Annotated in this window: 20 protein-coding genes; 14 read left to right on the top strand and 6 right to left on the bottom strand. The window is 33.4% G+C overall.

Features of this window, described 5'->3' with window-relative positions:
- Both bamG and ABEB18_RS03600 read right to left on the bottom strand, forming a co-directional pair.
- Complete coding sequence (gene bamG / locus ABEB18_RS03605; RefSeq protein ID WP_348797690.1) at positions 1 to 1,239, bottom strand: BamG family beta-barrel-assembly machinery protein; 1,239 nt, start codon at positions 1,237 to 1,239, stop codon at positions 1 to 3.
- Positions 1,240 to 2,565, bottom strand: a complete 1,326-nt coding sequence (locus ABEB18_RS03600; protein ID WP_348797689.1) for a DUF4270 family protein — start codon at positions 2,563 to 2,565, stop codon at positions 1,240 to 1,242.
- A gap of 229 nt (positions 2,566 to 2,794) precedes the next feature.
- Between ABEB18_RS03600 and ABEB18_RS03595 the strand changes: the two genes are divergently transcribed.
- The 5 genes from ABEB18_RS03595 to ABEB18_RS03575 all read left to right on the top strand — a co-directional run bounded on the left by ABEB18_RS03595 (position 2,795) and on the right by ABEB18_RS03575 (position 6,866).
- A complete protein-coding gene (locus ABEB18_RS03595; protein ID WP_348797687.1) occupies positions 2,795 to 3,658 on the top strand; it encodes a DUF6268 family outer membrane beta-barrel protein in 864 nt (287 codons plus the stop codon).
- Between the two features lie 17 nt (positions 3,659 to 3,675).
- Positions 3,676 to 4,671 carry a Kelch repeat-containing protein gene (locus ABEB18_RS03590; RefSeq protein WP_348797686.1) on the top strand — a complete coding sequence of 332 codons (996 nt, stop codon included), beginning with the start codon at positions 3,676 to 3,678 and terminating at the stop codon, positions 4,669 to 4,671.
- On the top strand, positions 4,655 to 5,020 hold the full coding sequence (locus ABEB18_RS03585; protein ID WP_348797684.1) for a DUF4907 domain-containing protein: 366 nt from the start codon (positions 4,655 to 4,657) through the stop codon (positions 5,018 to 5,020). The genes ABEB18_RS03590 and ABEB18_RS03585 overlap by 17 nt, the downstream gene beginning before the upstream one ends.
- A 279-nt stretch (positions 5,021 to 5,299) precedes the next feature.
- Positions 5,300 to 6,139 carry a sensor histidine kinase gene (locus tag ABEB18_RS03580; protein WP_348797683.1) on the top strand — a complete coding sequence of 280 codons (840 nt, stop codon included), beginning with the start codon at positions 5,300 to 5,302 and terminating at the stop codon, positions 6,137 to 6,139.
- 13 nt (positions 6,140 to 6,152) lie between these two features.
- The gene (locus ABEB18_RS03575; protein WP_348797682.1) at positions 6,153 to 6,866 is read left to right on the top strand and encodes a LytR/AlgR family response regulator transcription factor; all 714 of its coding nucleotides are present in this window, start codon (positions 6,153 to 6,155) and stop codon (positions 6,864 to 6,866) included.
- An 8-nt stretch (positions 6,867 to 6,874) separates the two neighbouring features.
- On the opposite strand, the gene ABEB18_RS03570 is transcribed toward ABEB18_RS03575, so the two are convergent.
- Entirely contained in the window at positions 6,875 to 7,393 is a 519-nt protein-coding gene (locus ABEB18_RS03570; protein WP_348797681.1) for a gamma carbonic anhydrase family protein, read from the bottom strand.
- A 16-nt stretch (positions 7,394 to 7,409) separates the two neighbouring features.
- Positions 7,410 to 8,408, bottom strand: a complete 999-nt coding sequence (locus ABEB18_RS03565; protein ID WP_348797680.1) for a PorP/SprF family type IX secretion system membrane protein — start codon at positions 8,406 to 8,408, stop codon at positions 7,410 to 7,412.
- Positions 8,409 to 8,515: 107 nt separating this feature from the next.
- Here ABEB18_RS03565 and ABEB18_RS03560 point away from each other — a divergent pair, with 107 nt between their 5' ends.
- Positions 8,516 to 9,409, top strand: a complete 894-nt coding sequence (locus ABEB18_RS03560; protein ID WP_348797678.1) for a NifU family protein — start codon at positions 8,516 to 8,518, stop codon at positions 9,407 to 9,409.
- Between the two features lie 77 nt (positions 9,410 to 9,486).
- On the opposite strand, the gene ABEB18_RS03555 is transcribed toward ABEB18_RS03560, so the two are convergent.
- Positions 9,487 to 10,308, bottom strand: a complete 822-nt coding sequence (locus tag ABEB18_RS03555; RefSeq protein WP_348797677.1) for a UbiA prenyltransferase family protein — start codon at positions 10,306 to 10,308, stop codon at positions 9,487 to 9,489.
- 219 nt (positions 10,309 to 10,527) lie between these two features.
- Between ABEB18_RS03555 and gcvP the strand changes: the two genes are divergently transcribed.
- From gcvP to ABEB18_RS03525, 6 genes are all read left to right on the top strand, one after another.
- Positions 10,528 to 13,377: an aminomethyl-transferring glycine dehydrogenase gene (gene gcvP, locus ABEB18_RS03550; protein ID WP_348797676.1), complete on the top strand. Its 2,850-nt coding sequence runs from the start codon at positions 10,528 to 10,530 to the stop codon at positions 13,375 to 13,377.
- Between the two features lie 289 nt (positions 13,378 to 13,666).
- On the top strand, positions 13,667 to 14,725 hold the full coding sequence (locus ABEB18_RS03545; protein ID WP_348797675.1) for a 3-oxoacyl-ACP synthase III family protein: 1,059 nt from the start codon (positions 13,667 to 13,669) through the stop codon (positions 14,723 to 14,725).
- A gap of 173 nt (positions 14,726 to 14,898) precedes the next feature.
- Positions 14,899 to 15,432: a class I SAM-dependent methyltransferase gene (locus ABEB18_RS03540; protein ID WP_348797674.1), complete on the top strand. Its 534-nt coding sequence runs from the start codon at positions 14,899 to 14,901 to the stop codon at positions 15,430 to 15,432.
- Between the two features lie 75 nt (positions 15,433 to 15,507).
- Positions 15,508 to 16,356, top strand: coding sequence for a glycosyltransferase family 2 protein (locus ABEB18_RS03535; RefSeq protein ID WP_348797673.1), 849 nt, complete (start codon positions 15,508 to 15,510; stop codon positions 16,354 to 16,356).
- A 77-nt stretch (positions 16,357 to 16,433) separates the two neighbouring features.
- Positions 16,434 to 17,183 (top strand): MlaE family ABC transporter permease, encoded by a 750-nt coding sequence (locus ABEB18_RS03530; RefSeq protein ID WP_348797672.1) that lies wholly within the window; start codon positions 16,434 to 16,436, stop codon positions 17,181 to 17,183.
- Positions 17,180 to 17,941 carry an ABC transporter ATP-binding protein gene (locus ABEB18_RS03525; RefSeq protein WP_348797671.1) on the top strand — a complete coding sequence of 254 codons (762 nt, stop codon included), beginning with the start codon at positions 17,180 to 17,182 and terminating at the stop codon, positions 17,939 to 17,941. Before ABEB18_RS03530 ends, ABEB18_RS03525 begins: the two co-directional genes overlap by 4 nt.
- 82 nt (positions 17,942 to 18,023) lie before the next feature.
- On the opposite strand, the gene ABEB18_RS03520 is transcribed toward ABEB18_RS03525, so the two are convergent.
- Positions 18,024 to 19,589 (bottom strand): rhamnogalacturonidase, encoded by a 1,566-nt coding sequence (locus ABEB18_RS03520; RefSeq protein ID WP_348797669.1) that lies wholly within the window; start codon positions 19,587 to 19,589, stop codon positions 18,024 to 18,026.
- 186 nt (positions 19,590 to 19,775) lie between these two features.
- On the opposite strand from ABEB18_RS03520, the gene ABEB18_RS03515 reads away from it, so the two are divergent.
- Complete coding sequence (locus ABEB18_RS03515) at positions 19,776 to 20,243, top strand: YtxH domain-containing protein (protein WP_348797668.1); 468 nt, start codon at positions 19,776 to 19,778, stop codon at positions 20,241 to 20,243.
- Between the two features lie 85 nt (positions 20,244 to 20,328).
- Positions 20,329 to 21,156: a mechanosensitive ion channel family protein gene (locus ABEB18_RS03510; protein WP_348797667.1), complete on the top strand. Its 828-nt coding sequence runs from the start codon at positions 20,329 to 20,331 to the stop codon at positions 21,154 to 21,156.
- Positions 21,157 to 21,159: the final 3 nt, after the last annotated feature.

Here is a 21,159-nt window from a genome sequence, read left to right as displayed (position 1 = left end):
TTATTCTAATCGTCTTTTAACAAACCAAACACTGTTCAGATTAAGATTTAGAGTCAGCTTATGATAATTTTCTTGAATTAACGTATTTGACACTTGACCTTTGGTACCATAAGAATACGAAATAAACAAAGCCGAAGACAATCGATCTAAAGGCAATGAGGCTCCAATTGAAAAACTCTTATCGTCTATTTTATTCTTATTTAGCATCAAATATCCAGAATCATAATGAATACCAGTAGCAAATTTTATGCGATCAAGATAACTTCTTGAAACCTTATTTTTCTGGTACGAAAATCCTAATGAAAATTTTTCTTGATCGGCAAAACTACCATACATAGCAGATTGATTGGTAGATTCCCAGAAACTTTTTTCGTAATCTAAACTCAAATTAAACTTATTATTTGCAAAAGATTTATTGGCTCCAATACCAAAATCGAAAGGCAAATAAAAATCATCAGTATCCGATTGTTCATCTGTTTCCAGATCAATAGTCCCAGAATTGTTCGAAACAGTCACAGACTGAATTTTGGTTGCATTTACTCTTGTTGGCGATTTTACATTTAATCCCAAAGTCAACGAAGGTGTCATTTTAAATTGCGAACTCAAAATAGGTCGTATTCCTCTATAACTAACTTCTTTAGTAATATTTGTAATAGAATTTCCAATGGTAAACGTTCTATCATCTGTAATATTCCCAAAAAGAACCGAAGCCGACAAACCAAAAGACAATTTGCTCCCAAATCTATAAGCATACGAAAAATCCAAATTGTTTAGTCCACCCGTTCCTATCACATCCAAATAATAATTCTCATTATTACTATCTATAATAGGAATTTCTAGATCTGAAACTTTAAAAGAAGAACTCGAATATGGCATTAAAGCCAGACTAAAAGCCGATTTACTATTAATAGGAAATGCGAAAGCAAAATGTGAGAACTGAAAATTATTTCTTTGCTCTTTCTTTAAATTACTCTCAAAAGAAGCTTGAATACCAGTTCCTCCAACCTCAAAAATAAAATGATGCTCTGGTATGTTTGTCAAAGAAGCTGCATTTTTATTATTGATAAATTCCTCCGAAGGCAAAGCAATTCCAGACATCCCCATAGCAGCTGTTAACCCGAAATTAGACTCATACAAACTTCCTAGTCCATAAATAGAGTATGGAGAAGTCGCAATACTTTGGGCAAACGACCAAGAAGAAATAAATATTAAAACCAAAAAAGAAATTCTACCTCTCATTTAATAGGATATATAGTAAATTTGTAATTTTATTTCACTGTCTTTATTTGCCTGATCACCTATAGCAACTCTATCTACAATTTTAGACAAACTTGGTAATGTTAAGAGCAAGCCACTTTTAAGATCCGACTCTTTGAGCATTTCTTTTTGTAAAAATGATCCAACGGACAATTCGTAATGCACATTCTCATCAAACTCATCATTGGCATTATTTAAAGTTGCCACTACCTCATCACCATTATAATTTGTAAAAGTCGATTTTGTTCTATTAAGTTTATCCACTATATAAACACTGAGAGTTTCGGGCAGAGCAAACATAGTACTATAAGAGTTTTTTACAGGTTGAATAATCAGTTTAGCATCTACAATTGCTCCTTTTTCGGCAATGTATTTCAATTGTTTTATATTAGGAAAATCGATCCTACAAGCTATCCCCGTACCAGACTGTATAAACCCTTTATTATCGGTATATTCACTGGATAAACTCATTTTGGACAATGGCAAATCTTGAATCGAAGTTCCTGCCCTATCCGATGTGATGGCATTAAACTGTTTACCTGTATCTATAATTGTAAAATCAGCATTATAATTATCATCTGTTCCTCCTATTCCTTTAGAATAATACAAACGAACAAGGCTGGTACTGGTATCAAAACCAATCATACTTGAAGAAGAAGTAGAAGATGATTTTAGCACGAACCCTTTTAGGAATTCGGTAAAATCCGTCGAGTTTTCAATTTCATTATTTTTTAATTTATTAAAAACCTCTTTCCCAAAATCATTGTCCAATCTTATTTTGATACTATCATTACCTAACGGCTTAGGTCTATAACTGATGGTTCCTATGCTATTTTCATTATAAGTCAACGAAGAACTATTGTAAAAACTATCGTCATTGACATTCGGTTTGAAATTCTTTAAAACCCTATGAACATTCAAAGTTTGGACCTGTGTTGTATCAGCATAGTAGTAATCGTCATATTTCAAAATCATAACAATAGAATCGAAAACATAACCTGTAGCATCAGTATCGGAGTTTTGACTATACAAATTGAACGAATATGCAGAAACCTGAAAATAACTATCTGATTTTATTTTTCCAAAAAGCGGATCATCATAATTCCCAACAAGAATTCTACTTGTACTAGAAGTTACCAATGAATCTAATTTTATGGTCGAAACATTTACAGAAACCGTATCTATAGAAACCACTTTATTTTTTAGAGCTAAATAATCAGACCCTACAACAAACTCACCAGAATCTGTATCTGAATCACAAGAAATTATTAGCAAACCTGCAAAAAGCAAAACCAAAAACTTGTACATACTTATTTTTTGGGCAAATATAGGAGCGTCACTACTAGTAGTCCTAACAACATATACTACTTAGTCTATTGTATCTATAAAAACAAAAAAACAATCTACAACCCACAATTCGGGATTAAAACAAGATTTAACCTTAATTATAGCCCGTTTGTCTATAAAACAACGGTAAGCATATATATTCTTTTTTAGTACATAACAACACAATTACTTTTGAACCAATATTTAAACAATGAGAATACACAATTTTATTAAACTTATCTTTTTGATTCCGGTTTTTGGAGCTTATGCTCAAAATGGAGCTAGTATTGATTTTGACACCAAAACAGAACCAATAGATAATGGTACTATAAAACAAACAGAAGTTAGCATACAACTGTTTAAAGAAATCGGTACCGAAAACAAATTGAGGAATACTCTTAAATACAAAAGCACATCTATAAATGATGAAATAGAAACATACATAGCAAAAGATTACGATTCAAATTACGACAAAACGCACTTTAATACCATTAGTAATCTTTTCGAGTTTTCGCATCAATTAAATGATAAATCAAAATTGATTGTAAACATAGAACCGCAAGTAAATTTTCAAAATTCTATAAGCTTTTCTGATTTTACAATTTTAGGAGGGATAGAATGGTATCAAACTATAAACGATAAAAATAATTTTGGATTAGGAATAAAACGAATGACCGTTTTTGGGAAACCACAACTATTACCAACATTCGAATACAATCATCAATTTAATTCGGCTGTTGCTCTAAAATTAGGATTTCCAAATTCAATTCTTACATATTCCAATAACACCCGCAACATATTTAGTCTAAACAACGACTTCAGCGGAAGTATATACAATCTAGAATCATCAATAATTACAGATGACTCAAGAAACCTATCAAAAGTTGGGTTTTCGCAAATGGAAACCACACTACAATATGAGAGAAACTTTGATAAATCATGGTTTATAGGCCTCAAAGGTGGGTACTCATCAAACAAAGAATTCAAATTTTCGGATGAAAACAGGGATTCAGAAACCAATCAGAAACTAAAAAACGGAAGCGTCTTTTCGATCAGCATAAAATACAAACTTTAATAAACACGATGCACATTATGAAACACTTAAAAAAAGGTATATTTATTACCACATTACTTGTCAGTCTAATTTTTATTGGATGCAATAATGATGACGATGACGATGTACTAGGAAACTGGATAAAAAAATCAGCCTTTGACGGACCAGCACGATCAAGCGCAGCAAGTTTTGTCATTGGAACTTATGCTTATGTAACAACGGGTTACACAGGCGACGAATACCTAAAAGACTTATGGGCTTATAACTCAACTGGTGACTATTGGGAACAAAAAGCAGATTTTACTGGAATTGCTAGAAGTTCGAGCTCAGCATTTGAATTAGACGGAAAAGGATATGTAGGACTTGGTTACGATGGAAGCAATAAACTAAAAGACTTTTACGAGTACAATCCAGACACGAATTCTTGGACTCAAAAAGCAGACTTTGGAGGAACAGCACGTTATGGAGCTGTTGGATTTCAAGTAGGAGGTAAAGCTTTCTTTGGAACTGGATACGATGGTAATTATTTAAAAGATTTCTACCAATACAATGCTAGTGCTGATACCTGGACTCAAGTAAATGGTTTTAGCGGAAACAAAAGAAGAAACGCTACTGTTTTTGTAATTAATGATGTAGCCTATTTAGGAACTGGTATAAATAGTGGTGTAAACCAAGTTGATTTTTGGGCTTTTGATCCTAACACAGATGTTTGGACACGAAAAAGAGACTTAGATGATGATGAAAGTGACCACGAAACGTATTCTATAAAAAGAGCCAATGCATCTAGTTTTAGTATAAACGGATTAGGATATATAACCTGTGGCGAAAGTGGAAATACCATCTGGGAATACAATCCTACAACAGATATTTGGGTTTCTAAAACAGCTCTTGAAGGTTCTGGTAGATCGGATGGAATCGGGGTATCTATCAACGGGGAAAGAGGTTTCGTAATGCTAGGAAAATCAGGAACATCTTATTTTGATGACATTTGGGAATTTAAACCAAAAGAAGAACAAAATGATGACGACAACTAATAACAATAACAAAATCTTCTGGGGGAAAAACCAGAAGATTTCGTCTTATTTTTTAAATTTTTGTTTGATTTTTTCAATGATTGGATTAATCATTTTTGTGACCTATCATACCGAAGAAAATTTAAAAACAGAGGCAATAAAAACGAATAATGGCTGGGGTTATACTATTACTAATAATGACAAAATTATTATAAAGCAAACCATTATACCAGTTATATCAAATTCTAAGAGCTTTGAAACCAAAGAAGATGCATTGGCGGTAGGAGAATTGGTAATGCAAAAATTGAATGCAGATTCATCACCAACTATTACCAAAAATGACTTAATTTTATTAAAAATAAAATTCTAAATGAACTTTGGATCTATAAAAAATAGCGACACCAATAAAATACTAATTCATAGTATTATTTGGTGTTTTTTTATTAGTACGTCACTCATACAATTTTACGAAAGTCCATTTCGAATCAATTCGGATTTCTATATTCAATGGATTACAGGAATAATTTTATTTTACCTCAACTATAACTATTTTGTTTCGTATTTTCTGCTACAAAAAAAATATACACATTACATTGGCATCATTATATTTTTGATTGCCTTTTTCTTATTTATCCGACATGAATTTTTCATGCCCGAATATAGAGAAATAAGGCCTTTGCCCGAAATGAAACTCCCGAAAATTCCCTATAGAAAAGACTTCACTTTTCCTAGAATTCCAATGGGAAAACAGCCTTTTTTCATAAAAATAATCCCTTCTGTTTTTTATGTATTAATCGTAACTATTAGTACAATCATAAAAGTATTATCTGAGTTTTATGATGACCAACAAAATAAACTAATAGCCGAAAGTCAGAGAACCACAACCGAGTTAAACTATTTGAGAAAACAAACAAATCCACATTTTTTGTTCAATTCCTTAAATAGTATTTATTCGTTGGCCCATAAAAAATCAGATTTAGTTCCCGATGCTATAGTTACTTTATCCGAAATGATGCGATATATGCTCTATGAAACAGACAATAAGACTGTTTTACTTGAAAAAGAAATCAATTACATTAAAAACTACATCGAATTACAAAAATTAAGACTTAACAACATCGAGAACATTTCGATAAATATTCACGGAAATACCAAAGATAAATTTATAGAACCTTTGTTATTGATTTCATTTATAGAAAATGCCTTCAAATATGGAACCGATTATAAAGGGACTGCTTACATAAAAATCATCATAACCATACAAGACAATACGCTCAATTTTTGGATAGAAAATAAAATAGAAAACACTAAAAAAGATCCAGAAAATTCAGGAATTGGGTTGGCAAACATCAAAAATAGACTTACTTTGCTTTATCCAAACGCACACGAACTCAAGATCACAACAACTGACTCAAAATATACCGTTGATTTGGTTTTACAATTAGATCAAATACAACTACAAAGCAACTCAACTGTTTCAACATTATAAAAGAAGAAAGATTATGAAATGTGTAATCATAGACGATGAGCCACTAGCAGTAGAATTATTGGTCGAATTTGTACAAAGAGTAGAATCGCTCGAGTTGGTAACAACGTTTACAAATGCAATCGATGCCATTTCTATTATCAATCAATCCGATATTGATTTGATTTTTTTGGATATCGAAATGCCACATTTTTCAGGAATCGATTTTATAAATGCTATAGAAAAAAAGCCTCTTATAATATTCACAACAGCCTATTCTAATTATGCTGTAGAGGGTTTCAATCTTGGAGCAGTAGATTATTTAGTCAAGCCAATTCCTTTTAACCGTTTTTTAAAAGCTGTGCTTAGAGCTCAGCAACAACTGGCTCCAAAGAGCACTCCTATCCCTAATCAAGTAACTAATACTCCCGAAATCGAACATGATTTTATGTTTGTTCGTTCTGAATATGAGAATGTAAAAATTAATTTTTCGGATATTTTATTTATTGAAGGATTGAAAGATTATGTCAAAATTTATACTACCGACAATAAATACACATTGACATTAATTAGTTTGATAAAGCTTGAAAATTTATTATCAGCCAAAGGTTTTGCAAGAATACATCGCTCGTATATCATCAATATCAAACATGTAAAATCGATACAAAAAAACAAAGTTCTTATTGCCGATAAAAGAATTCCTATCAGCGAAAGCTACAAAACTTCATTTTTTGAAAAAATAAATATATAAGGAAAGAATTATTTTTCTTCTTTAAACCAACTAGAATACAGCACATAATTATTAGAAATTCGTGCTATTTCCCCAGCAAAATTAGATTGATCTATATCTTTAACTTTTTTGGCGGGAACCCCTGCCCAAATAGTTCCTGGTTCGATTATTGTATTTTGGGTCACTACGGCTCCTGCAGCAATAATAGAATTACTACCTACAACACAATTATCCATAACAATTGCCCCCATCCCTACTAATACATTGTCATGAATTGTGCAACCATGAACAATTGCATTATGTCCTACCGAAACATTATTACCAATAACAGTTGGATGTTTTTGATAGGTACAATGTACAATTGCTCCGTCTTGTATGTTTACTTTATTTCCAATTTTTATAAAATGTACATCCCCACGAATTACTGCATTAAACCAAACACTGCACTCCGCTCCAAAAACTACATCGCCAACAATAGTAGCATTTTCGGCCACATAACAATCCTCTGGGATTATTGGTGATTTTCCGTTTACTGTTTTAATAATCATGATACCGATTTAAAAATTAATTAATAGCTGGACAGTTGCAATCGTATTTTACTGGCTTGCACAAGAAGTTAAATCCAAATGTGAGTTGGTGAAATCCAGAGCTTTCAAACTGTACATCGCCTAACAAATGCGTATAGGTGTAAGCAAACATGAAATTTTTATAATTAAAACCTAATAACGGCGTTAGATATTGTAATTTCTGACTATTGGTTCCTCCTCCATTAATAGCATACTCGGCTCCATCAAGACTTTGTCTATAAGACAACCCTCCCCACAGCTGTCCCATCTCTAAATTTTTATAAGCTTTTAAGTTCATATCTACCGAACTTTCCTTGGTTTTATCTACGTATTGATACAGCAAAGAAGGTTCTAATAAAACGGTATCAGCATTTCCAAAAATATAACCTCCACTCACGATAAATTTTCTCAAATTATCACTTTCGTATTCAGAGTAAAGTGTCTGACGCGTTTCTAAAACATTCTTTACAACGGCATTCAAACTAAAATCATAAATATTATACGATGCCCCTATATCCAAATTAAAATAAGAAGCATGTCCTACAATATTTCCTAAAGCAGGATCATAATTCCCAGAATTTTGAAACTCAGATTCGTCTAATTGACTTTGATTTACACCTACATTAACCCCAAAAGACAACTGATTTAAATCTACTTCATCTCTAGAAAACATAATATGATGCGCATAAGTCGCTTTGAAACCAAATTGAGAATGATACCCATTTTTATCATTAAAAACAATTGCTCCAATACCAGATCTATCCCCTACTTTTCCGTTGTAACTCAAGGTTTGAAGTGCTGGTGCATCCTCTTGATCAAACCATTGCTTTCTTACCGTAAGTCTAAGTTTACTACAGTTTGAAGCTCCAGCCATAGACGGAAAAATTAAATAATAATTATCCGAAAGATAATCCGAATAAACCGGAATCCCCTCTTGGGAAAAAGTACTTATACTAATAAAAAAAAGAACAATAGCGACTTTAATTTTCTGATACATTTAGGGACTCTTTATGGAATTATTTTTTGTTAATTTATTCATTAAAAAACCAAATATAGTTAATCATAGAAAATAACTTTAGTAAATTTGCAAAAAATAGACAAATCATGACTAAAATAACGATAAAAGAAACTCAAAACCCGACGATTATAAAATTTGAATTCCCGGATTTCATCACTCAAAATGAAAATTTTGAATTCAAAAACATAGACGAAGCCAAATCTTCGCCATTAGCACAACAACTTTTCTATTTACCATTTGTAAAAACAGTATATATATCAGGAAACTTTATTGCGGTTGAACGATTTAGCATTGTTGAATGGGACGATGTAAAAGAAGCAGTTGCCGAACAAATTGAAGCTTATGTTGACAAGGGAGGTGTTATCATCAATTTAGATGAAAACAAACCTAAAAAACAACCTATTACGGTTTATGGAGAATCTACTCCAAATCCAGCTGCTTTAAAATTTGTGGTTAACAAAATGATTACCAAAAATGCTGTTGAATTTAAAAACATAGATCAAAGTGCGCCATCTCCTTTGGCTACAGAACTTTTCAAATTCCCTTATGTAAAAGAAATCTTTATCGATGAAAATTACATTTCGGTAACAAAATACGACATCAAAGACTGGCAAGACATCACATTAGAGTTGAGAACATTCATTAAACAATATATTGAAAACGGAGGAACTGTTCTTGATGAAAGTTTAATTCATACCATTGTTAAAGACGAAAAAGCTAAAGATGAATCATTTGACTCTCTGGATGAAACTTCTCAAAAAATCATTAACATTCTAGAAGAATATGTAAAACCTGCTGTTGCAGCCGATGGAGGTAATATCCTTTTTGATTCTTATGACGATACGACCAAAACCGTAAAAGTAATCATGCAAGGAGCTTGTAGCGGTTGTCCATCTTCAACTTTTACCCTAAAAAGCGGTATCGAAAATATGCTAAAAAGCATGTTACATGACGAAGGAATTAAAGTTGAATCAGTATAATTTAAGATTTAACCCATAAATAATTGACACTTGTAAACATCGTTTTGCAAGTGTTTTTTTATTGAGATTTCAAAAGTTTAAAATTTATCCTGAAACACCATCATCAACCACCAAAAAATAGGCACACCTTCGACCCAAAATGAGGTATAATATTTAGATCGATTCGGGTTAGCAAAAATGATAAAAAGCATTAATGCTATTACCATTATAAGATTGATTACTGCATCTTGATAATTAAATGTTGATATAAAAATTTCTAAAAACCAAAAAGGGATCAACAACAATAAACCTAAAAATTTCGTCTTTTTAACCCCAATGGTTTGCGGAACGGTTTGCAAATGGGGGTCATCATTAGCCAAATCAAGAATTTCGAAAACCAAAATCAATACAAAAACCAATATAAAGCGTTGGATACATTTGATAAAAAAATCTGATGTGGCAGGAATCTCAGCGTTTATCAATGGTAAAACTAAGGTAGCTCCCACCCAACAAATGGCCACAATATAAATCTTTACACCAGCCCAGTTCCGGGCATTTTTTTTGTTTGGAAAAAAAGGAAGCGTGTATAACGCTGTTATAGCTAAAATTCCAACCGAAACCATTTGGGTAACTCGCTGTAATTGAAAAAAATAATATCCAACCAAAGCAAACGAAACCAAACTCAAAAGAGTGATAATTGTTAATTGTTTTGTAACCAACTTTTTTTTTACTCTGACCAAAGCATCATACTTCACAAAATTATAACCGACTATTGTTCCAAAAAAAACAAACATTGCCATCGGTTGATCATACTCAATATGAAAAGCATGAAACGTAATGCGTACCAATGCATAACAGGACAAAGCCACATGAATACTGCTGTTTAAGTAAAGATTCAATAAATGCTTGAGTAATGTCATCCCTTAATTCTAATCAATTAGTAACAAATCAACATTTTGGTTATAAATTTCACAAAAATAGAAGTTAAAATTACCCATTAAATTATTAATAATACTTAATTTTGCGCCACAAAAAAACAACATAATTACGATAAAATGTAACAAAGTGAGTATATGCCTGATCTAAATTAAGATATACTGCTGAATTACATTTCTTTTTTCAAAAATATATAGCTACAAATGAAAACAGATGCATTTGCTTTAAGACACATTGGCCCAGAGGAATCCGACCTATCACACATGCTAAAAACAATCGGAGTTGACTCGATAGAACAGCTTATTTACGAAACACTTCCAGATGACATTCGTCTAAAAGCTCCTCTAAACTTGGATCCTGAAATGACTGAATATGAGTATTTGAAACATATTACTCTTTTAGGAAGCAAAAATAAAATGTTCAAAACCTATATTGGTTTAGGATACAACCAATGTATCGTTCCGGCAGTTATTCAAAGAAATGTTTTTGAAAACCCAGGTTGGTACACCGCTTACACGCCTTACCAAGCTGAAATTGCTCAAGGTCGTTTGGAAGCCATTTTGAATTTTCAAACTACCGTTATCGAATTGACTGGAATGGAAATTGCCAACGCTTCATTATTAGACGAAGGGACAGCTGCTGCCGAGGCTATGGCTTTATTATTCGATGTAAGAACACGCGATCAAAAGAAAAACAATATCAATAAATTCTTCGTTTCTGAAGAAATTTTACCTCAAACTTTATCTGTTTTGCAAACACGTTCTACACCAATTGGAGTAGAATTGGTAGTTGGAAATCATGAAGACTTTGATTTCTCTGAGGAATTCTTTGGAGCTATTCTTCAATATCCAGGAAAATTTGGACAAGTAAACGACTACACTGCTTTTATTGCAAAAGCTGCCGCAAACGAAATCAAGGTAGCAGTTGCGGCTGATATTTTAAGTTTGGCCAAATTAACTCCTCCAGGAGAAATGGGAGCTGCAGTAGTTCTTGGAACCACACAACGTTTTGGAATTCCATTGGGTTATGGTGGTCCACACGCTGCTTATTTTGCAACCAAAGAAGAGTTCAAACGTTCTATGCCTGGAAGAATTATCGGGGTAACTGTTGACACTAATGGAAATCGTGCTTTGCGTATGGCTTTGCAAACGCGTGAACAACACATCAAACGTGATAAGGCGACTTCAAACATTTGTACGGCTCAGGTTTTATTGTCTGTAATGGCAAGTATGTACGCTGTATATCACGGGCCAAGAGGTTTGAAATATATTGCCAACAAAGTACACGCTTCGGCTGTAACATTAGCTAAAACATTAGCTAAATTAGGTTTCGAACAAACCAATACTGCTTTTTTTGACACCATTGTTTTAAAAGCTGATGCAAACAAAATAAGAGAAATCGCCGAAGCTAATGAAGTGAATTTCTTTTATCCAACAGAAGATACGGTTTCTATTTCGCTAAACGAAACTATTGGTTTTGGCGATTTGAACAAAGTCGTTTCTATTTTCGCTGCCGCAAAAGAATTGGCGACCATTACAATAGACAAATTATCCGAAGAAATTCATTTCCCTGAAAACTTGATTAGAACTTCACCATTTTTACAACACGAAGTTTTCAACAAATATCATTCGGAAACTGCCTTAATGCGTTATATCAAAATGTTGGAGCGCAAAGATTTGGCCTTAAATCATTCGATGATTTCATTGGGTTCTTGTACAATGAAATTGAATGCGGCTGCCGAGATGCTTCCTTTAAGTTCACCAAGTTGGAACAGTATTCACCCATTTGCTCCACTAGATCAAGCAAAAGGATACCAAAAAATGCTTTCTAAACTAGAAGAATATTTAAATGAAATTACTGGTTTTGCAGCAACAACTTTGCAACCAAATTCAGGAGCTCAAGGAGAATATGCCGGATTAATGGTAATTCAGGCCTATCATCAATCTCGTGGCGATCACCACAGAAATATAGCTTTGATTCCTTCATCGGCACACGGAACCAACCCTGCTTCTGCAGCTATGGCTGGAATGAAGGTTGTAGTTACTAAAACATTAGAAAATGGAAATATTGACGTAGATGATTTACGCGAAAAAGCCATTTTACACAAAGACAATTTATCTTGCTTAATGGTAACTTACCCTTCTACTCATGGTGTTTACGAAAGCGCTATTAAAGAGATCACACAAATCATCCACGACAACGGAGGACAAGTATATATGGATGGTGCCAATATGAATGCTCAAGTAGGATTGACAAATCCAGCAACAATTGGAGCCGATGTTTGTCACCTAAACTTACACAAAACTTTCGCTATCCCTCACGGAGGTGGAGGACCAGGTGTTGGACCAATTTGTGTGGCACCACAATTAGCTCCGTTTTTACCAACAAATCCAGTAGTACCTACAGGAGGATCAAATGCCATTACCGCTATATCAGCTGCTCCTTGGGGTTCTGCTTTAGTGTGTTTGATATCTTACGGGTATATCAAAATGTTGGGTGCTGAAGGATTGAAATCGGCAACTGAACATGCTATCTTAAATGCCAATTACATCAAAGAAAAATTAAGCGGTCATTATGATACTTTATATTCTGGTGAAATGGGACGTGCGGCTCACGAAATGATTTTAGAATGCCGTCCTTTTAAAGAAAAAGGAATCGAAGTTACCGACATTGCTAAACGCTTGATGGATTATGGTTTCCATGCCCCTACGGTTTCTTTCCCTGTTGCAGGAACATTAATGATAGAACCAACTGAAAGTGAAAACTTAGAAGAATTAGACCGTTTTTGTGATGCTATGATTTCCATCCGAAAAGAAATCGAAGAAGCTTCTATCGAAAATCCAAATAATGTATTGAAAAACTCTCCTCATACTTTAGCAATGCTAACGGCTGAAACTTGGGATTTTCCATATTCTAGAGAGCAGGCAGCTTATCCTCTAGATTATATTGCCGAAAATAAATTCTGGCCTTCTGTTCGCAGAGCCGATGATGCATTTGGAGATAGAAATTTAGTATGTAGCTGTGCTCCTATTGAAGCGTATATGGAAAACTAAATAAAGGTTACTACTTAACAAATACCCTGAGTCTGAAAATTTCAGATTCAGGGTATTTTTTTATCTCTTTTAAAAATTCTTTTCAAAAAAAAATTCTTCCAACATTCTTTTCAAACGTTTGAAATCTCGGTTAAAAGCAAAAATCATTAAAAAATAATCAATAAATTTAACAAAAAACATTTATTTCATAATTATATGCATGCATAGTATTTTTTATGAGACTTATCATAATTTTATTTATAATTTAGCCCTACATTTAGCCCCAATTTGATCTGATAATTACCGAATAATGAAAATAAAAATAATAGGTACAGGAAGCTATATCCCAAATATTGAAGTCAAAAACACTGACTTTGCTAAACATGTATTTTTGAATGAAGACGGAAGTCCATTTGCCTATACAAACGAAATAGTAATAAAAAAATTCAAAGGTATTACAGGTATAGAAAATCGACGATATGCTGATAATCACTATACAGCATCTGATTTAGCTGTTTTTGCTGCTGAAAAAGCAATTGCAAATGCCAAAATCGATCGAGAAACAATTGACTATATTATTTTTGCCCATAATTTTGGTGATGTCAAATTTGGAACCAAACAAACTGACATACTCCCAAGTTTAGCTACTCGTGTCAAAAACAAACTGGCTATACAAAACCCAAAATGTGTAGCCTATGATATTCTTTTTGGATGTCCTGGTTGGATAGAAGGTGTTTTGCAAGCCAATGCCTTAATCAAATCAGAGATGGCAAAACGTGTTTTGGTTATTGGTGCCGAAACACTTTCAAGAGTGGTAGATGACCATGATCGCGATTCAATGATCTATTCTGATGGCGCTGGCGCATCAATTTTAGAGCTTTCTACAGATGAAGCTGGCTTATTATCCTATGAAAGTGCCACCTTTGCCAATGAGGAAGCCAACTTTTTATTCTTCGGGAAATCTTACAATCCTGATCTAGACCCAGACATTAAATACATCAAAATGTATGGTCGAAAAATTTATGAATTTGCCTTAAGTCAAGTTCCAAATGCTATGAAAAGTTGTTTAGACAAGAGTGGTATCGAAATTGATGAAGTTAAAAAAATATTGATTCATCAAGCCAATGAAAAAATGGACGAAGCCATTATAGATCGCTTTTACAAATTATACAATAAACAAGCCCCACATGATATTATGCCAATGAGTATTCACGATCTTGGCAATAGCAGTGTTGCCACCGTACCAACTCTTTATGATTTAATCTTACAAGGCAAAATAGAAAACCATCATATCAACAAAGGAGATGTTATTATTTTTGCTTCGGTTGGAGCAGGAATGAACATCAACGCATTTGTCTATCGTTATTAAACATCCTGTACGTTTATATTGAAAGTCCACTATTGCAAATTGTTGTAGTGGACTTTCGCTTTTTTACATAAATACTAAGATTGTAAACAACTCTGTTTCCACTCTTCTAATCTCACAATTATCTCTATATTTGCAAACTCTAAAGCAAAAGCGATAGTAAAAAAATTAAAGTCATGTACGAAAAAACATTCCCGAATAAAAGATTCAAACTTACCTTAGAATTTTTACAAAAACACATTAAAACGTCTGAATCGATTTTGGATTTGGGAGTAGAGAATCCGTTTTCTAAAATCATGAAAGAAGCAGGTTATTCGGTAAAAAATACAACGGGTGAAGATCTAGATTTAGATCAAAGTGTTTTCGAGGTCGAAAAGACCGATGTGGTAACCGCTTTTGAAATTTTCGAACATTTGCTAAATCCTTTTACAATATTGAATGAAATTAAATCAGACAAACTTCTGATTTCAATTCCAATGCGCTTGTGGTTCTCACCAGCTTACCGCAGCAAAACAGACATGTGGGACAGACACTACCATGAATTTGAAGATTGGCAATTGGACTGGTTATTAGAGAAAACAGGTTGGAAAATTATCGACAGCCAAAAATGGACAAACCCTGTAAAGAAATTTGGTTTAAGACCATTTTTAAGAAACTTTACCAATAGGTATTATATAGTTTATGCTGAAAAAGTTAAGATTACAGATTAACGATTTTTGATTTTTGATTTTTGAAAACGTATTAAACAAATCTAAAATCTAAAATCTAAATCTAAAATTCTTTAAATGAGATATTATATAATTATTCCCGCCTACAACGAAGAAGCTTTCATGGCACTAACCTTGCAATCATTGGTAGAACAAACAGTTCTCCCTTCAAAAATAGTGGTTGTCAATGATAATTCTACCGATAAAACTCCCGAAATAGTTAGCGAATTCAGTCAAAAATATCCTTTTATCTCTTTAGTTAACAAAATCTCTGGAGCAATACATTTACCAGGAAGCAAAGTAATTCAAGCTTTTCACGAAGGTGAAAAAAACATTGACGACAACTACGATATTTTGGTAAAAATAGATGCCGATTTGATTTTTCCTCCCAATTATTTTGAAACTGTAATCAAACATTTTAAAGCGGATGACAAAGTCGGAATGGCAGGTGGATTTTGCTACATTGAAAAAAATGGCGAGTGGGTTTTAGAAAACCTAACCGATAAAGATCATATTCGAGGAGCTCTAAAAGCCTACCGAGCATCTACCTTTAAACAAATTGGAGGATTAAAACCTGCAATGGGTTGGGACACTGTTGACGAATTGCTTTGTAAATTCTATAACTGGAAAATAGTAACCGATGAAACTTTACATGTAAAACACCTAAAACCTACTGGAGCAAACTACAACAAAACAGCACGATACAAACAAGGCGAAGCTTTTTATACTTTGGGATACGGTTTTTGGATCACTGCAATAGCATCGGCAAAATTGGCGATGTTGAAGAAAAAACCTTTTTTATTTGTGGATTACATTCAAGGATTTTGGAAAGCAAAATCGGCAAAAAAACCTTTATTAGTTACCGATGAACAAGCAAAATTTATCCGTAAATATCGCTTGCAAAAAATGAAGCAAAAGCTTTTTTAACAGGACCCAGGTCTTTACTTTTTACGAATCTCTAATTACTTTTACTATTTTTGTAATTTAGCCCATATACTATAATTATGATGCTCCTTCGTTATTTATCCCAAATTGGGAAATATTGTTTGATGTGGAAAGAAATCTTCAAAAAGCCAACAAAATGGTCGGTAATGAAAGGTCTTATTTTCAAAGAAATAGATGACTTAATAATTGATTCATTAGGAATTGTTGGTTTCATTTCATTTTTTGTTGGTGGAGTAGTTTCGATGCAAACCGCTTTAAACTTAACTAATTCCTTTATACCCAAATACCTCATCGGATATGCTACTCGTCAATCGGTAATATTAGAATTTGCCCCAACTTTTATGTCTATCATTATGGCAGGAAAAATGGGTTCTTTTATAACGTCGAGTATAGGATCAATGCGTGTAACCGAACAAATTGACGCTTTGGAGGTAATGGGGGTAAACGCACTCAATTATTTGGTTTTCCCAAAAATCATAGCATTACTATTGTATCCATTTCTAATTGGAATAGGAATGTTTCTTGGTATTGCAGGAGGTTATATCGCAACTGTTTACGGAGGCTTTGGAGCCGACATCGATTTTATCGAAGGAATTCAAAGAGACTTTTTCCCGTTTCATATTGTTTATTCATTTACCAAAACGTTCATTTTCGGAATGCTTTTAGCAACTATACCCTCTTTTCATGGTTTTTATATGAAGGGTGGAGCGCTAGAAGTTGGTAAAGCAAGTACAGTATCCTTTGTTTGGACCTCGGTTACTATTATTTTGCTCAACTATATTATTACCCAATTAATGCTAACAAAATGATCGAAATAAAGAACATAGAAAAATCATTTAACGGTATCAAAATTCTAAAAGGGGTTTCGTGTCTTTTTGAAGCAGGAAAAACCAATTTGATTATTGGTCAAAGTGGATCTGGGAAAACCGTTTTGTTAAAATCATTATTGGGAATTCATACTCCCGAATTCGGAACAATCTCTTTTGACGGGCGTATTTATTCCGAACTTAATCCTGATGAAAAAAGAGAGCTCCGTACCGAAATAGGAATGCTTTTTCAAGGAAGTGCTCTTTTTGACAGCATGACTGTTGAAGAAAATGTAGCTTTCCCATTGAGAATGTTTACAAACGATAGCAAATTAAAGATTCAGAAACGAGTAGATTTTGTATTAGAAAGAGTAAATCTTATAGGTGCTCATAAAAAACTACCTTCTGAAATATCTGGAGGAATGCAAAAAAGGGTTGCTATTGCAAGAGCAATTGTAAACAATCCTAAGTATTTATTTTGTGACGAACCTAATTCTGGTTTGGATCCCAACACCTCAATTTTGATTGATAACCTAATCAAAGAAATTACTGAAGAATACAACATCACTACTGTTGTAAATACCCACGATATGAACTCTGTTATGGAAATTGGAGATAATATTTTGTTTCTAAAAAATGGTGTAAAAGCTTGGCAAGGTAACAAAGAAGAAATTTTTAGAACAGATAACGAAGCTATAGTTGAATTCGTTTATTCGTCAGAGTTATTTAAAAAAGTGCGCGAGGCTTATTTAAAAGGATAATAATCGCTGTAAAAAAACCGATTTAGAAAATAGACAGTTGCTGTTTTCTAAATCGGTTATGTTTTTATTACTATTTCGAATCTCAGAAATGCTTTGTTTGTATTTTTTTTAATTCAGCATCTTTTAGTGAAGAACAATCTTTTATAGACAAATCCGTCACATCATTCAGCAAAATCAGATTTGGATGTTCGCCTTTTGCAACAGTTAAATTTCGGAGTTTCATCCCTTCTACATCCGTAACAATTACTGCAGGTCTCTTTTCTTTACCTAATAAATGTAAATTAATATTGCTCAGTTCCATATTTTTAGCATGACGAATATAAAAGCCATAAGCTGGAATCAAACCAAATTTTTGAGGCTCAGGGTACGCTTTTTCGTATTCAGAAACTTCATTCGGAATTTTGGTTATAGAAGAATCAAGCGGTTTATACCAAATACTAATATTACTTAACCGAACATCCTCAATGTCATGCCCTGGAATACCACTAATAAGAGTAGCAAAACGGGAGTCCGCATTATAAACATTTACATTACTAATATTTACACGCCTCAATGCTCCAATAATGGTTCCCTCAGGGCCTCGCATTCTCCCTCCTAATCTAAGAAAAATTGGCGAATTTATAATATCCCGCATAGTAATATTTGTAATAGTCACATCTTCTAACAGCCCGCCATCAACCGTCTCTAGTGCCAAACCTCTACAATATTCAAAAATACAATTACTAATAGCAATATTTTTAAATCCACCATTCGATTCTGTACCAAACTTTATTCGACCCGTTGGCCCTTCTTTATCGGGAACAAGATCTGCTTCATTACGCAAATAAGTACCGTTGTAAAAAGTACCTCTATCAAAACCACTTACACTGCAATTGGTAATGGTAACATTTTCGGTAGGTCTTGCAAAACCAAGAGCATAAGAACTTTTCAAACAAATAGCATCGTCCCAAGGGGAGTTTACACTGCAATTGGAAATACGAACATTTTTGCAACAGTCAACATCAATACCATCTCGATTAGTATCAATTTTTAGATTATCAATGGTTAAGTTATCGACACCCGTTGCCAAAATTCCGAAATGACCTCCGTATAATATTGTAAAATCTTTTAAAATCACATTGCGACAAAGTTTTAAAGCTATTGCTTTATTACCAATAGGAGCTTTATAAGGTCCGCTTCGGGATAAGCCTTTCCCGTAAATCTTACCTGGTCCCAATATTGAAATATCTTCTATATTTTCGCCCCAAATCACACTATTGTGCCAATGACTGTGACCAAAATCTTGAAACTCGTCATTGATTGCTTTCTCTGGCGCATCATATCCAACAGTTTCGGTTGGTGTAGCAGCCAAAATTGTCGCTCCTTGATCTAAATAAAGAGCAATATGACTTTGTAACCGAATCGAATAACTAAGATAAGTCCCAGCCGGAAAATATACAGTTCCGCCTCCAGATTTTGCAACTGCATCAATTGTTTTATTAATAGCATCTGTATCTAATGTAACACTGTCCCCTTTTGCTCCAAATGTCTTTACATTGAAAAAATTTTGAGCTGAAGCTTGAACATTCACAAACCCAATAAAACAAAGGAAGAAACAAAACTGACACTTGTACAAAAACAATATAAAACGATTAGATAAATTTTTCATCTGGATTATTTAGGATTATTTTTTAAGACAAATTGCTAATTATACTCGAATTATTCATCCTGCACAATCCTGCAAAAAATGGGCAAAACATAAATTTACCTCGCTAAATCGCAGAAAAAAACAATGATTTTCAGTAGCTTAACAAAAAAACCTTATTTTTGATAGTATAACCTAATTTAAAAAACCATGGGAGTATCATCATTTTTTAAAAATTTATTTGGCTCAGCCAAAGAAACAGCTAAAGAAATAATCGAACAAGCTGAAACTACGATAGAAGAAACCAAAGTCAATGCCCAGCCTTATGTAGAAAAAGCAGAAGCCTTTGTTGAAGAAACCGTTGATAAAATCAAAGAATCGGCAACTCCTCATCTTGAAAAAGTCGAAACTTTTGTAGAAGAAACCGTTGACAAAATCAAAGAAACAACTTCGCCTCATGTAGAAAAAGCAGAAGCCTTCATTGATGAAACGGTTGATAAGATAAAAGAATCCTCAACACCTTATATCGAAAAAGCAGAAGCAATATTGGAAGATGTAAAACAAAAAGGAGCTGAAGCAATAGAATCGCTAAAAGAAAAAACAAATTCGGTTACGGATAATCTTGAAACGCCTAAAACATTAGAATCCTCTTCGGATGATGAAAAAGAAACAAAATAGACTTTCAGAAAAAAAATTAATTTCTAATTTTGTCTAGCTAACTTATAACCTTCTCTATCGAGAAGGTTTTTTATTGACACTAATTATGACTTTAGATCCAAATTACATTACCCATTATGCCGATATTTTTATTACGAAAGTAATCGAATATTCGCCAAAAATTGTTTCGGCCTTTATTATTTTGTTTGTGGGCCTTTATGCCATTCGAATCATCAATAGAATCATTCGAAAAGTAATGGTTAAAAGAGAGTTAGACCCTACACTTTCTAAATTTCTTGCCGATATTTTGCTTTGGGTATTACGCGTTTTATTATTTGTAACCTTCATAGACAACTTAGGAATCGGAACATCTTCTTTTGTGGCAATTTTAGGAGCAATGGGACTTGCAGTTGGTTTATCGTTACAAGGTTCTTTATCCAATTTTGCAGGCGGAATGCTTATTATCCTCTTTAAACCATTTAAAGTTGGTCAAACCATAGAAGCGCAAGGAGTTATTGCTACTGTTGCCGAAATTCAAATTTTTGTAACGAAACTTATTACTGCAAATAATCAAGTTATTTTTATTCCGAATGGAACTTTGTCCAACGGAACGATTATCAACTATTCGATGCAAGGTTCTCGAAGAGCTGATTTGACAATATCTGTATCTTACGAAACTGATTTAAAAAAGGCCAAAGAAATAATAGCTTCTGTGTTATCTAGTAACAAAAAAGTTTTGACTACACCAGAAGCCGAAGTATCTGTAAAAAACTTAACAGACAATTCTATCCAAATTGCGGTAAGACCTTGGGCGAAGACCGAAGATTTTGGTCAAGTTGTTTCGGATACTTTAGAGGATTGCAAACTTGCATTTGACGCAGCAGGAATCCAATTTCAACCTCATGTAACCGAATTTTCAAAAACCATCCAATAACGA

Origin of the sequence: Flavobacterium adhaerens (assembly GCF_040045115.1) — a bacterium.
In the GTDB taxonomy this organism is placed as follows: domain Bacteria; phylum Bacteroidota; class Bacteroidia; order Flavobacteriales; family Flavobacteriaceae; genus Flavobacterium; species Flavobacterium adhaerens.
Note: the sequence above shows the minus strand (reverse complement) of the source record. Positions and strands in the feature narration are given on the sequence as shown.

Excerpts from the sequence above, each read along its gene's own strand:
- bamG (WP_348797690.1), bottom strand. The coding sequence starts at position 1,239 with ATGAGAGGTAGAATTTCTTTTTTGGTTTTAATATTTATTTCTTCTTGG.
- ABEB18_RS03600 (WP_348797689.1), bottom strand. The coding sequence starts at position 2,565 with ATGTACAAGTTTTTGGTTTTGCTTTTTGCAGGTTTGCTAATAATTTCT.
- ABEB18_RS03595 (WP_348797687.1), top strand. The coding sequence starts at position 2,795 with ATGAGAATACACAATTTTATTAAACTTATCTTTTTGATTCCGGTTTTT.
- ABEB18_RS03590 (WP_348797686.1), top strand. The coding sequence starts at position 3,676 with ATGAAACACTTAAAAAAAGGTATATTTATTACCACATTACTTGTCAGT.
- ABEB18_RS03585 (WP_348797684.1), top strand. The coding sequence starts at position 4,655 with ATGATGACGACAACTAATAACAATAACAAAATCTTCTGGGGGAAAAAC.
- ABEB18_RS03580 (WP_348797683.1), top strand. The coding sequence starts at position 5,300 with ATGCCCGAATATAGAGAAATAAGGCCTTTGCCCGAAATGAAACTCCCG.
- ABEB18_RS03575 (WP_348797682.1), top strand. The coding sequence starts at position 6,153 with ATGAAATGTGTAATCATAGACGATGAGCCACTAGCAGTAGAATTATTG.
- ABEB18_RS03570 (WP_348797681.1), bottom strand. The coding sequence starts at position 7,393 with ATGATTATTAAAACAGTAAACGGAAAATCACCAATAATCCCAGAGGAT.
- ABEB18_RS03565 (WP_348797680.1), bottom strand. The coding sequence starts at position 8,408 with ATGTATCAGAAAATTAAAGTCGCTATTGTTCTTTTTTTTATTAGTATA.
- ABEB18_RS03560 (WP_348797678.1), top strand. The coding sequence starts at position 8,516 with ATGACTAAAATAACGATAAAAGAAACTCAAAACCCGACGATTATAAAA.
- ABEB18_RS03555 (WP_348797677.1), bottom strand. The coding sequence starts at position 10,308 with ATGACATTACTCAAGCATTTATTGAATCTTTACTTAAACAGCAGTATT.
- gcvP (WP_348797676.1), top strand. The coding sequence starts at position 10,528 with ATGAAAACAGATGCATTTGCTTTAAGACACATTGGCCCAGAGGAATCC.
- ABEB18_RS03545 (WP_348797675.1), top strand. The coding sequence starts at position 13,667 with ATGAAAATAAAAATAATAGGTACAGGAAGCTATATCCCAAATATTGAA.
- ABEB18_RS03540 (WP_348797674.1), top strand. The coding sequence starts at position 14,899 with ATGTACGAAAAAACATTCCCGAATAAAAGATTCAAACTTACCTTAGAA.
- ABEB18_RS03535 (WP_348797673.1), top strand. The coding sequence starts at position 15,508 with ATGAGATATTATATAATTATTCCCGCCTACAACGAAGAAGCTTTCATG.
- ABEB18_RS03530 (WP_348797672.1), top strand. The coding sequence starts at position 16,434 with ATGATGCTCCTTCGTTATTTATCCCAAATTGGGAAATATTGTTTGATG.
- ABEB18_RS03525 (WP_348797671.1), top strand. The coding sequence starts at position 17,180 with ATGATCGAAATAAAGAACATAGAAAAATCATTTAACGGTATCAAAATT.
- ABEB18_RS03520 (WP_348797669.1), bottom strand. The coding sequence starts at position 19,589 with ATGAAAAATTTATCTAATCGTTTTATATTGTTTTTGTACAAGTGTCAG.
- ABEB18_RS03515 (WP_348797668.1), top strand. The coding sequence starts at position 19,776 with ATGGGAGTATCATCATTTTTTAAAAATTTATTTGGCTCAGCCAAAGAA.
- ABEB18_RS03510 (WP_348797667.1), top strand. The coding sequence starts at position 20,329 with ATGACTTTAGATCCAAATTACATTACCCATTATGCCGATATTTTTATT.